This window comes from Arenicella xantha (assembly GCF_003315245.1).
In the GTDB taxonomy this organism is placed as follows: Bacteria; Pseudomonadota; Gammaproteobacteria; order Arenicellales; family Arenicellaceae; genus Arenicella; species Arenicella xantha.
The window spans coordinates 381,022-392,893 of sequence record NZ_QNRT01000001.1 but is presented as its reverse complement, the minus strand read 5'-3'; the positions used below and the strand labels follow the sequence as shown (position 1 = coordinate 392,893).

The 11,872-nt window shown below is 40.1% G+C and carries 9 protein-coding genes and 1 pseudogene; 7 read left to right on the top strand and 3 right to left on the bottom strand.

Annotated features, from left to right (window positions below; translation table 11 throughout):
* Positions 1-29: 29 nt before the first annotated feature.
* Both DFR28_RS01715 and DFR28_RS01710 read right to left on the bottom strand, forming a co-directional pair.
* Complete coding sequence (locus DFR28_RS01715; protein ID WP_113952574.1) at positions 30-656, bottom strand: class I SAM-dependent methyltransferase; 627 nt, start codon at positions 654-656, stop codon at positions 30-32.
* A 247-nt stretch (positions 657-903) separates the two neighbouring features.
* Positions 904-1,947, bottom strand: a complete 1,044-nt coding sequence (locus tag DFR28_RS01710) for an SGNH/GDSL hydrolase family protein (protein WP_147250900.1) — start codon at positions 1,945-1,947, stop codon at positions 904-906.
* A 309-nt stretch (positions 1,948-2,256) separates the two neighbouring features.
* Here DFR28_RS01710 and DFR28_RS01700 point away from each other — a divergent pair, with 309 nt between their 5' ends.
* The 6 genes from DFR28_RS01700 to DFR28_RS01675 all read left to right on the top strand — a co-directional run bounded on the left by DFR28_RS01700 (position 2,257) and on the right by DFR28_RS01675 (position 9,737).
* On the top strand, positions 2,257-4,782 hold the full coding sequence (locus DFR28_RS01700) for an SGNH/GDSL hydrolase family protein (RefSeq protein ID WP_113952571.1): 2,526 nt from the start codon (positions 2,257-2,259) through the stop codon (positions 4,780-4,782).
* Positions 4,772-5,407 (top strand): hypothetical protein, encoded by a 636-nt coding sequence (locus tag DFR28_RS01695; RefSeq protein WP_147250899.1) that lies wholly within the window; start codon positions 4,772-4,774, stop codon positions 5,405-5,407. The genes DFR28_RS01700 and DFR28_RS01695 overlap by 11 nt, the downstream gene beginning before the upstream one ends.
* A gap of 15 nt (positions 5,408-5,422) precedes the next feature.
* Positions 5,423-6,238: an ABC transporter permease gene (locus tag DFR28_RS01690; protein WP_113952569.1), complete on the top strand. Its 816-nt coding sequence runs from the start codon at positions 5,423-5,425 to the stop codon at positions 6,236-6,238.
* Positions 6,235-6,897: an ABC transporter ATP-binding protein gene (locus DFR28_RS01685; protein ID WP_113952568.1), complete on the top strand. Its 663-nt coding sequence runs from the start codon at positions 6,235-6,237 to the stop codon at positions 6,895-6,897. The genes DFR28_RS01690 and DFR28_RS01685 overlap by 4 nt, the downstream gene beginning before the upstream one ends.
* A gap of 36 nt (positions 6,898-6,933) precedes the next feature.
* A complete protein-coding gene (locus tag DFR28_RS01680) occupies positions 6,934-7,617 on the top strand; it encodes a hypothetical protein (protein WP_147250898.1) in 684 nt (227 codons plus the stop codon).
* Positions 7,618-8,108: 491 nt separating this feature from the next.
* The gene (locus DFR28_RS01675; protein WP_113952566.1) at positions 8,109-9,737 is read left to right on the top strand and encodes an ABC transporter ATP-binding protein; all 1,629 of its coding nucleotides are present in this window, start codon (positions 8,109-8,111) and stop codon (positions 9,735-9,737) included.
* A gap of 83 nt (positions 9,738-9,820) precedes the next feature.
* Here the strand turns inward: DFR28_RS01675 and DFR28_RS01670 are convergent, their stop codons facing one another.
* The gene (locus tag DFR28_RS01670) at positions 9,821-11,227 is read right to left on the bottom strand and encodes an undecaprenyl-phosphate glucose phosphotransferase (protein ID WP_113952565.1); all 1,407 of its coding nucleotides are present in this window, start codon (positions 11,225-11,227) and stop codon (positions 9,821-9,823) included.
* 219 nt (positions 11,228-11,446) lie between these two features.
* On the opposite strand from DFR28_RS01670, the pseudogene DFR28_RS20140 reads away from it, so the two are divergent.
* Positions 11,447-11,809, top strand: a pseudogene (locus DFR28_RS20140) (nucleotidyltransferase family protein); the annotation flags it as partial.
* Positions 11,810-11,872: the final 63 nt, after the last annotated feature.

Genomic DNA, 11,872 nt, shown 5'->3' with positions numbered 1-11,872 from the left:
ATGAGTGTGCACATTGGAATAACGATAAATTAGTCGCTGCACCTTTTTACAATACAAAAGTAAAGACAGGGAACATAAATATTTTGCCCTGTTTTGAGATGAAGTTCAGTTTTAATATATCGTTTTCCGTAGTCACATAACTCGTAGCGATCGTCATCTAGAAAAAGTTTTTCTATCTCAGGTTGGTCAATACCCAAAGGAAGTAGATTCCCTGCCAATGTTTGTCTCAACTTGTAAGGTAGTTCAGAAAATTTATGATTTTTAAGGTCATTTAAAAACTTTCTATCTACTTCATGTATAAACAAGGCACCACCGTGGCCTAATAAGGTTTTTAAAGATTGGGCGACAAACTCTCGGTCTCTAGTTTGTATTTGATGTAAAACGCCTTTTACATACACATTGCAATCGCCTAGTTTAGAGTGCAAAGCAACTGCTTCTGGCACATTAACTCCGTCAAATTGTGAGAACTCAATATCCGAATACATTGGGTTCCGATTGTTTTTATCGATTACCACCTGTGATGTATCGACCCCTATCACCTTATTAAAGAAAGCAGACAGAGCGAGAGTATGTTTACCAAAACCGCAGCCAAAATCGACAACGGGCAATGATTGGTTAAAATATTGCTTTAATAATATTGCATCTACATCAGTCATTGCTTTCTCCCAGAAAGGGAGTGAGTTATCGGCAGAAGAGTAAAAGTGATCCCAACTGTGCGAGTAGATTGATCTATTTTTTTCGACCCCCGATGATTGACTGCAGCGTTTTTTACTGTCCAAAAAGGCCTCCTTCTATACTAGATTGTTTATTTAGCATGAACCCAGGTTATTTGACTACGGTTGTTGTCTTAGCGAGTGCCTCTGATATCAACTGTTCTGTTAGCTCAATTTGTGCTTTTGCAATTTAAAAAGATTGGTCAGTGGCTACGTTATCTCGTATCAATCTATCACCGATTCTTTGTGCCCAAATGTCATGAACTGCTTCAATTGGGTGACCATCACCACGGATTGTGTTTTTGTGGGTGAGAGGCACTTGGCTATCGATATAACTGATCTGATTTTCATCGATGAAACTATCTGTAATGGGGTCATCGGTTTTTGATTTGATAAATACAGATAGATAAAACTTTACGTCATTCTCAAGACACAGTCGCTGCATTTCTAGCACCAATATCTGAGTTAGCTTGCTCATATTCTGTACTCGCCGGTAGGCGAGCAATTTATTGACGAGGGTTTCAGCCTTTGACAAGGTAACCAACTTTTCGCTAAATGGTATCTTCGTCATCCCTATTGGTACTTGACGTTGATATTCACCGAGGTCGTTCAAGGTTACATAAGGAGTTTTGGGGTGCACTTTTCGACTGTTATAGTGCACTAATTGAAGCCATCGAGGGTGGGCAACATTGCGAAAGCGGTGAGCGCCAATATAGCCATAGATGACTGCTTTCGGTTTATCTTCCTTTTTAAGCTCTTGTTCTAAAACTATTAGTGATTGATAGGTTCCGTAAGCGCCCACTCCGAGGTTGCGAATATCTAAATTTTTGAACCTGCTTTGAAGCTTCCACGTGAAGACTTGATCATCATTCAGACCGCTACCAAACGTAAAGGAACCACCTATAAATACTAGTTTTTCTAACCCCTCTGGCCGGTCTTCGCTAGTGGTTGCTCGACCGCCCTCTGGCAAGATGCTAGCATGCATTGAATGCCCCCATCTATTCACTGGGACGTCATACTGGCCCGGAGCGAATTTCCACCCAAGCTCCAGATCTTCCTGATGATAGATCGGTCCTTCAAGCGATTTTCGAGACATATGTGGTTGAAAACCAAGAAATCTCAACGAGAGCTCAAGACCTATAAAAGTGATCATCGCATAGAGGCCGACAAAGCTGAGTATTCGGCAGAGATTGGTTTTACGATCTGTTTTATTGCTTTGAGGTCTGGTATTCAAAGGCGTTACCTATAATTATAGATGCTAATAAATTTCTGCTTCGATAAAGCAGTGCTAGTTGTCGCGAATTTAGGACTAATTCAATTCAGGCTAACACTCATCGCTTTGACATGACTGGTTCCAGCGAGGGCACGGTTTTAAAAGGCGAGAAATAACTTGCTAATATACCACTCTCTAGGAATGATCCACATTGCTATTGATAATAAGAAAATATCTTGAAATAGGCTTAGAAATCATTTAGAAAGACCACTAGGGTTGAGCCCTCTTCCTGCTGCACTAATCCGGTTCTATACATACAATGAGGTTTTGGTGAACAGCAAAGCTAATTCAAACATTGATAATTCCTTTGCTGGTTTTAATTCATACGTTGCTGACCTTGGCCAATATGGACTGCTGATTTTCCAGCTTCTTATTATCGCTGCATTTATCCACCATTTTAATGTGGAGTCAGCGTTTAATTTGCCACTCTTGTTCTTGTTGGTGATTGGTGCATTTGTATTGCGGTTTTTCATTCCCAGCACGTATCGGCAATGGTTTTTTGTGCTGGTTACAATCGGTGCCTTGCTTATTGTGCTCGCTTGGCAGCAAACACTTATCTTCTTGGCTATTGCACTGACGATGATTGGTGTTTGTAATTTGCCAATACACCTGAAATGGCGTCAATTTATTCTGTTGGGAATAGCCATTTGGCTTGGAGTTATTAGGTTCGGTTTCGGCGTTCAATGGCTAGCGTCTTCGACATTAATACTTCTGAGTAGCATGTTTATGTTCAGAATGTTATTACTTCTATTTGAGCTTAAGCACCAAAAGGAAGCGGTGCCCATCGCAACTCAGGTCAGCTACTTTCTAATGCTGCCTAATGTGATTTTTCCTCTTTTTCCTGTAGTTGACTATAAACTGTTTCAACGGAATTACTTATCTTCAATTGATATCGAGCGTTGTCAGAGGGGGGTGTACCTGATTGCTAAAGGTGTACTTTATCTCTTTGTGTATCGCTTGATCTACTCTTTCCTAATACCATCGAAGTCAGACGTGGACTCGCCACAAGCATTTATGGTTTATATAAGCTTATCCTATTTGCTTACTATACGTTTAGCTGGAATTTTTCACTTTTCGGTCGGTGTCTTACACCTTTTTGGTTATAAATTACCTGATGTATTTAATAACCACTTTTTTGCTTCAAGCTTTTCAGATCTTTGGCGGCGCTTAAATATTTATTGGAAGGAGTTTATTGCTAAGCTGTTTTTTAATCCGCTTTATTTCATGTTGAGAACATATGGTGCTAAGCGAGCTATTTTCATTTCTACCATTGCAGCCTTTATTGCCACCATGATATTTCATCAGTATCAGTCGTTTTGGTTGACAGGGGTATTCGAAGTTCAGGGCAAAGACCTTGTTTTTTGGGGAGTGTTAGGGAGTGTGGTTGCTTGCCAAAGTTTGATTAAAGTGAAAAGGCCTGCAAGTTCGCTGTCTACCTCCATCTTATTGATGGCAAAAGTCTGTCTCACTTTTTCATTAGTCTCACTGTTATGGTCCATCTGGATAAGTGAAGGTCTTAGTCAATGGTTTGAGTTCACGAAAAACGCTATGCAAGTTTCCCTGTCTGGCTTGCTAGGGTTGGGCGCTGTTGTATTTCTGATGGTTGTTGGGGGCGGTTGTCTCTATCATTTTGCTCAGCATTTGCCTTTCACTAAGCATAAGAGGTTGATCCATCACCTTCCGATTGTATTACTGCTTATATTAGTGGTTGCTTTTAATCAGCAAACGCTAAGTGTGTACTGGAATAAGCAGCTTGCGGGCAACGATATCCATCGGATCTTCAATTTTGTACTGACCAAGGAGGACAGCCAGCGTGAGATAGCTAGTTATTACGACAATATTTTGACTGTAGGAGATCTAATGACTCCGATCATGAGGGATAGCGTGACTAAGTCGAAAATGTTTCAAAAGGGCTTATACAGTAAGGAAATTTTAGTAGCTAGCGAAGACGCACTTAAGAGAGTATTCACACCATCTTCTCAGATGACACTACAAGGCATTGACGTATCCATCAACAAATGGGGTATGTACGATAAAGAATATAGTCTGCTAGCGCCAGATGACACTTATCGAGTCGCTTTTTTAGGTGGCTCTATAGAGATGGGGTGGGCCATTCCCGTCGAGCAAGGCTTAGACAAATTAATTGAAGCACGACTGAACGAGGAAGCTATATTTTCAAAGTCTCAATATACTAATATTGAAATTCTTAATTTTTCTGTTCCTTCCAGAAACATCCTTAACCATCGTTACGCTCTAAATAACCACATACTTAGTTTTAAGCCACATATGGTGGTCATTTTTGATCACGACGAACATGAATGGCTAAATATTGTGAATGGGTTTCAGGAGTACGATTATTCTCAGGATTTTAATGGTGTGGTAGGAGAAATATACACGTCGATTCAATCATTACAAAGAAAGACCTTTACTGAATTAATGTTTGAGCTTGAGCAGTTTAGAGAGCGTCTTTTTCATGAAGCTTACAGTGATATTTATGCTGTTTCCGTTGATAATGATATTTTCCCGGTGGTTGTGAGTATGCCCGAGCTTCGAACGGGCCATACTGATGTTCGATATAACCACGCTGTGATTGCTGAGAGCATTGGCTACGAATTTATAGATTTAACATCAATATTTAATGGGAGTGAAGTAGAAGACCTTGTTATGGACTCGGCAGGCCACCCTAATTTATCAGCTAATGGTAAAATCGCGGCTGAACTTTATGTTGAATTACTCGATACCATAACGCGACGTTTTGAGATCGTTCGGTCGTTAAATGACAATAATGAGCAATAAGAAAAATCATGTGGTTGTAACCGGAACGGGAAGAGCTGGGACGACCTTCTTGATTGAGCTATTTACGCATTTTGGCCTCGACACAGGTTTTACTCCCGACACGCTAGTTGATAATAGTTACCAGCACGCTAATGCGGGTTTGGAATATCAAATAGGGTCTGATTTTTGCCCCTATATTGCCAAAGATCCATCCTTCTGTGATTACGCTGAAGAAATTTTTGCCAGAGAAGATCTCTTTATTGAACATATATTTATTCCAATAAGAGATATTAATTCGGTCGCAGCTAGTAGAAGACATAATGAAAAAGAACATATTAAAAGGATGTCGTTTAAAGAAAAGTTATGTTTTATAACAAAACCATATCTGATCCCTGGCGGACTCCTAGGTACGCACTCTCACACTAAGGGTGTGCAGGAAGCAATACTAATCGAAAAATTGTTTGGCTTATTGCTTCAAGTATCTCAATATCATATCCCGGTAACCTTCATACAGTTCCCTTATATGATGAGTCACCCTGAGTATTTGTACCAGAAACTATCTCCGATCGTATCACATATTCCTTTAGCTGATTTTATAGCCATCTTTAGAAAAATAGCACAAGAAAATTTGATTCATACCTACTAATGTTGAGGCTTCTAGATGAAACGTTCAGTATCAAGTAAGCCAAGCTTAGTCGAAGATATAAAGTTGATTCCTTACTATTGGGAAACGTTTTTGATTCTTTCTTGGAGAAACTTGCGTCTGTATTACCATTCTCCTTTATTGGTTTTCTGCTGGAACGTTGTCAGCCCATTATTGATGGCTAGTATTTTTTACATAGTCCTTAACAAGCGAGTTGGTGTAGATATTCCACATTACTTTATCTATGTCCTTTCTGGAATCATTTTTTGGCATACGTTTGTCGGAGGCTTATCGCAGGCATACCCAAGTTTTCTGCAGCATGCTGACATGGTCAAGCAAATTTATTTTCCTCGGTTTTTATTGCCACTTACTTTTTTAGCATCCAAGCTGATTGATTTTTTTATTGCTTTTACGGTGTTCGTTTGTTGTGTCTTAATTTCTGATTTAGAGCTGAACTGGTTTGCCTTCATTGTTTATTCGGTACTCGGCATAATAAACTTCATACTTGTTTCGACAGGTATTTACCTTGCATTTTCAGTGATATATGTTCGTTTTAAAAGCTTTCAAATGTTTTATCCCTTTCTGATTCAATCACTTTTTTTTAGTTCACCTATTGTTTACAACCCCTTTTTTGCAATAGAAAATGAAACCATTCAAACAGTATTAGAGTGGAACCCAATAGCTGGCATTTTATATATTTTCAGATCTGGGATATTCACTGACAGCGGTGAAACTATGACAGTAGTTTTTTATACGCTGTATTCAGCTATTGTCTTTATTGTTGGTTTTGTCTGGTTCCGCATGGAAGATATTCATTTGGCAGACCGACTATGAGCAAAGATAAGGCAGTAATTTTGGAAGTGGATTCTATCGGTAAAATGTACTGGCGCACTGACCCTGTCTCTGGAAAGAAAAATCAGTTTTGGCCATTAAAAGATGTCTCATTTTCAATGCAGAAGGGCTGTTGTATTGGCCTGACTGGCTCAAATGGGGCAGGGAAGTCAACCTTACTAAAAATAATAAGCGGTATTACTACGCCAACTTTGGGGCATGTAAATGTTGATGGCAAAATTGCCCCACTATTGGGGCTGGGAGCTGGATTTCACGAGGAGCTAACCGGTAAAGACAATATTTTTGTTTATGGGGCATTGATCGGAATTAAACACCAAGAGCTGAAGCTGCAGTTCGATGCGATTGTTGACTTTGCTGAAATCGGAGCGTTTATAGGTAACAAGGTTAAGAATTACTCAACAGGAATGAAAGTTAGACTAGCATTCAGTATTGTTAGCAGCGTTCGCCCCGATCTTATTCTTGCCGATGAAATACTTGCAGTGGGGGATGAGAGTTTTCGTTGCCGGATTATGCAGAGAATGCTTGAGTTAAAGCTTAATGGGACATCAATTTTACTTGTACAGCACGATACGTCGATTATTGAAACTATTTGTGACAAGGTTGTTAAATTAGAGGGCGGTCGCCTACAATCGTCTTACTAGTAAACACTACTTTTTTAAACATAGGCGCATAGACCATTGAAAACAATAGTTCATATCGGTCAGCATCGAACTGGTACAACATCGTTACAGTATTTTTTAAGAGATAATAAAAAACGTCTCTTAAAAAAAGGTCTATATGTGCCGTCGAAAGTAGCCGGACATACTCATAAATCTCATTATGTACTTAACCTATATGCTCTAGCTGATAACAGATATTCACCAAAAAAAGATGAAATTATCGCTGCAAGGGGTCATGCATATCTCAATAAATTAAAAATAGACATTCGCACGGGTATAGAAAAAGTTTATCGACAAGCATTGGCTCGTAAATGTACGACAGTCTTATGGTCAAATGAAGGTTTATATTTGTTAAATTCAGTCTCCGAATATGAGTCTTTGAAGGGGCTTTTTTCTCAATATTCAGACCAAGTACAAGTTGTTTGTTGTTTCCGAGATGTAGAGTCTTTTAAGAATTCTTATGCTCAGCATTTAACTCTTCAAGGGATCACATTCTCTGAACAATTGGACTCATACCGTTATGTAGAATCAGACTCCTGGTTATTTGACTATGAACGAAAACGGGCCTTGCTATCGATTGTTTTTGATCATTGTGTATATTTTCAATATGACTCTGGCGATAATCTAAAAGTGTTTATGCAGAGTATTGGATATGGTGACATTGACTGCGATGGTTACCGATTAAATACCAGCACCAACTAGTTATTAAAATATGAATCGCGGTAGCTGATCGGTATTGTTCAATAGCGGAATAGGATTTAGCAAAATAAAGGAAGAATATTAAAAGCTGCAAATGCAGGTGAGCGAAAAGTAGTCGGCAAACACTATTTTGGGTATCTCGCTTGCCGATGCTGTTTACCATGGTTAGTTTGATGTGCATTGGTGACCTTATACACAATCGACGCCGTTTTATAATTGACTAAAGGTAGTATGATATTTGACTTAAAAAAATTTACTAGCTATTACAGTTTTATAGTGTCCGAGACGTTATGAGCCATTGCTTTCTCTAGGCAGATGAGTTGGCCGAACCTAGTAGGGTAATTGCATAGTAAAAGCAGTGCGTTTTAATTACACTTTATGAAGTTAACTTGTAAGTCACTTCAGGAGAGCACATCTTTTTATTAACTCTTAAGCCATTAATTTTACGCTGTCTTCGGTTTTCACCAATTAAGTTTCTAGGTGCATTATTGTTGATGCTATTAAATAGTGTTAGCTCGGGAATTAGTATTATCTTGATCATCCCCTTGTTGGCTTCGGTGGGCATCGACGTAGGCGACAACTCTACAAATTCAGGCGCGGTTAAATACATTGTTGATTTTAGCGAGAGCGTGGGGGTACAGCTTAACTTCGCATTGGTTTTATGCTTGTATTTAGTTGTAATTATATTTATGGCTAGTTTGAGCTTTGTAAGCTCAGTTGTCACTACGGCGTTAACGCAGTCATTCATTATTGATTTGCGTAATGAAGTTAATAGATCGTTGTTTTATGCCCAATGGCAATACATTAATGGGCAATATTTATCTGACTTTATACGTTTATTGACTGGACAAATTAACCGCGTCGGGAGTTGTTTGAATTCCTTGCTGAGCTTGATAAGCAGTTTGATTCTTGTTTGTGTCTATGTGGTTTTTGCTATGTTGGTTTCGGTTGAATTGACGGCCCTGGCTCTTTTATGTGCTCTGTTGTTAGCAGCGGCGTTACTGCCAATCAATAAACGCATACACAAAAGTGGTGGCGTTGGCCTGAGTGCCAATATTGATATTCAACGAAGTATTTACGACAACGTTAATAGTTTGAAGATCATCAAAAGCTTTGCGGCAGAAGAGCAATATTTGGCTCGTATGATGCGCAGCAATACCGTGCTCGAATCTCAACTAGTACGCTTGGCGAAGTTCAACGCGCTTACTCGCTGGGTAAATTTGGTAGGTGCTGCGGTTATATTTACTGTGCTTTTTTATAGTTCATTTCAATGGCTAAATCTGCCTATCGCAAACTTGCTGGTGATACTGTTTATTTTTTCGCGCTTAATGCCGCAAGTTTCAGGTATTCAAAATACCATTCAGCGCTTGATCCATCAGGCTCCTACTTTTGAGGATCTGATGCGAAGGTTAGCAGAATTAAATCAGTGGTCTGAGAAATTTAATATTACTAGTAGCCATGATGCGCCGACATTTAGAAAGAAAATCGAAATTAAAGGGCTTTCTTATCAATATGCCGATAAGAGCGTCTACGCATTTAGCGGTATAGACGCATGTATTCAGTGCAACGAGACTGTTGCTATTGTTGGTCGGTCGGGAGCTGGCAAGTCAACGTTGGCTGATATTCTATCTGGACTATTGCCTCAGACATCTGGTGAAATATGGATTGATGATGTGCTATTGAGTGATGATAACCGCCTCGCATGGCGACCCAAAGTAGCCTATGTAACTCAGGAAGTATTTTTGTTTCATGACACCGTCAGAGCAAATTTGGACTGGGTGACGAATGGCAAAGTATGTTCTGACGATGATTTGTGGCGAGCTTTAAAATTGGCGGCAGCGGACGGATTTGTTAGATCTCTTCCTCATGGCTTGGAGACGATTATTGGCGACCGAGGTATTAAGCTGTCTGGTGGTGAGCGTCAACGTTTGGCATTAGCACGAGCGCTGCTATCCGATCCGGATGTGCTAATTTTAGATGAGGCGACCAGTGCCCTTGATAATAAAAATGAACAATTAATACGCGATGCACTGGTGGCTTTAGATGGCCAGCTTACTATTTTGATTATTGCTCACAATGAAGCCACGATTGAGCATGTCCAAAACCGGATTGTCTTAGTCTAGTCTACGAAACGTGCGCAGTCTCATATAAAAGTAGCTCAAAGTCTATGTATGCGCCATTATTTAACGCAATAGTCTAAATTCTTTTAGTACGCATTTTTATCTGTAAAAATAGTATGCAGAGTTTTAAACAGAATGCGTATATCCAAAGCAATAGACCAGTTCTGAATATATTCTAAGTCATACCTTAAGCGCCTTTGCATCTTTTCGATGACTTCAGTTTCACCGCGACAACCATTAATTTGAGCCCAACCTGTAATGCCAGGACGAATTTTGTGACGTGCCATATAGCCATGAACTTTATCGCGATAATATTCATTGTGCGCGACAGCATGAGGACGAGGTCCAACTAAAGACATGCTTCCATTGAATACATTTATCAACTGAGGAAGTTCATCAATCGAGTATTTGCGAATTACCGCTCCTACTTTGGTAATACGAGAATCACAGCGACTGGCCTGTGGAACATCATCGCCATCTTCAGCTACTGTCATTGAACGAAATTTCCAGACGATGATTTCTTTACCGTCCAGACCGTAACGCCGCTGCTTGAAAAATACCGGTCCACTAGATTCCAGTTTAATCGCCAAAGCCGTTATCACAAAGACTGGGCTTAACACTAGTCCCATTATGCTGGATAGAAACAAGTCTTCTATTCGCTTCAATCGATCTGATCCACCAATCATTGGCGTTGCTGATAGGTTTATCATCATGATGCCTGCGGACTCTACCAGCGAATATTGAGTGAAACTTGCGCCGAATAAATCAGGCACTAAAAACACATTAGTCGCGGTGTTTTGCAGACTCGTCTGTAGATGTTCGATTTTTTCGGCCGACGTTAATGGTAATGCAATCCAAACTTCCTTTATGGCGGCCTCGGGAGCTTGGCGTCGATCCTCAATAAAGTCGATAGCTTGAGAAATCGGCCCAACAATTTCAACGTCACGATAACGTGTATTTTCAAGGTTAATATCATCATCGAACAAGGCGACTACCTTTAGTCCGGCCCAACGCTCCTCGATAATGGCGTCACAAGCGTTTCTACCCAATTGCCCAGCACCGATGATAACGACATTACGTCGGTTCTGTGCCCCTTTTTGTTGTGCTTGCGAGTAGCTCCAAGCAAATAAGCGAGCACTAATCATGACGATGTAGGTACTGGTAAATGTCATCAATACCCATAGGCGTGAGAAGGTTTCTCCCGATTTTGTGAAGAAGGTAATCATACCCAAGCACAATGCCACGATGACCCAAGCCGTTGTTAAATTGCTAAGAGACTTGTATAGCCAGCGTCCATGCTCGGTTTTATAGACCCCCCACCAAGAAAACACGTAGAGAGTGACGAAGATAATGACTAATAACAATAATTGGTAATCGCCTTTTGGCAACCAAAAATTATTTCGAATTCTATACATGATCACCGCGCACAAGACAATCGCCAATATATCAAGAAATTGGAACAACCTATTTGGAGCGAGATGACGAAATTGCATATGCCTTTGAGTATGTCGTGGACGCTTACTCACAGGGTGAAAATGAATGTGAAAATACTCATGTCTATCTACAAGATTATTATTAGTATGAGGACATCTTTGTGCAATAACTATTACACCAACGTACACTGTTTGTCGATAGGTATAAGAGGCTTATTGGCGCAGATAGAATGACAGAAGCTCTTTTATAAAGGTTTTGTAGACAACCGCCACTCCTGTGATATAGATATATTGGTTGAGTCCAGCTCACTCAGGCTTGCCTCTGACACTATTATATCAGCTGATTACCAACAGCGAGAGCCGTGCGATATTAGCAAGCTTATTAGCTTTATCGAAAGTTATGAGCATTGGTTCCGGTGGCGTGATATCGGTTTTAGAAAGAAGTCGTTGGGCGTGGAATATATCGACTTACACTGGCGCATAGCTGACAGCTTTACCATTCCAGTAGAAACTCACGCGTTATTGGCTAAGGTCGAATTTATTTCAGTTAATGGCAAGCCGGTCGCAAGCCTGCCGTTCACAACGTTGTTTATTCACGTATGTGTACATGGATATTTAGATTACTTTTTCCGCTTGCGCTAATATGGTTTCCTGTGGCTTGGCTAATTCGACTCATTGCCTTGCTGAAGAAATAGTTAAAACCTT

Excerpts from the sequence above, each read along its gene's own strand:
- DFR28_RS01685 (WP_113952568.1), top strand. The coding sequence starts at position 6,235 with ATGAGCAAAGATAAGGCAGTAATTTTGGAAGTGGATTCTATCGGTAAA.
- DFR28_RS01690 (WP_113952569.1), top strand. The coding sequence starts at position 5,423 with ATGAAACGTTCAGTATCAAGTAAGCCAAGCTTAGTCGAAGATATAAAG.
- DFR28_RS01670 (WP_113952565.1), bottom strand. The coding sequence starts at position 11,227 with ATGCAATTTCGTCATCTCGCTCCAAATAGGTTGTTCCAATTTCTTGAT.
- DFR28_RS01675 (WP_113952566.1), top strand. The coding sequence starts at position 8,109 with ATGCTATTAAATAGTGTTAGCTCGGGAATTAGTATTATCTTGATCATC.
- DFR28_RS01715 (WP_113952574.1), bottom strand. The coding sequence starts at position 656 with ATGACTGATGTAGATGCAATATTATTAAAGCAATATTTTAACCAATCA.
- DFR28_RS01695 (WP_147250899.1), top strand. The coding sequence starts at position 4,772 with ATGAGCAATAAGAAAAATCATGTGGTTGTAACCGGAACGGGAAGAGCT.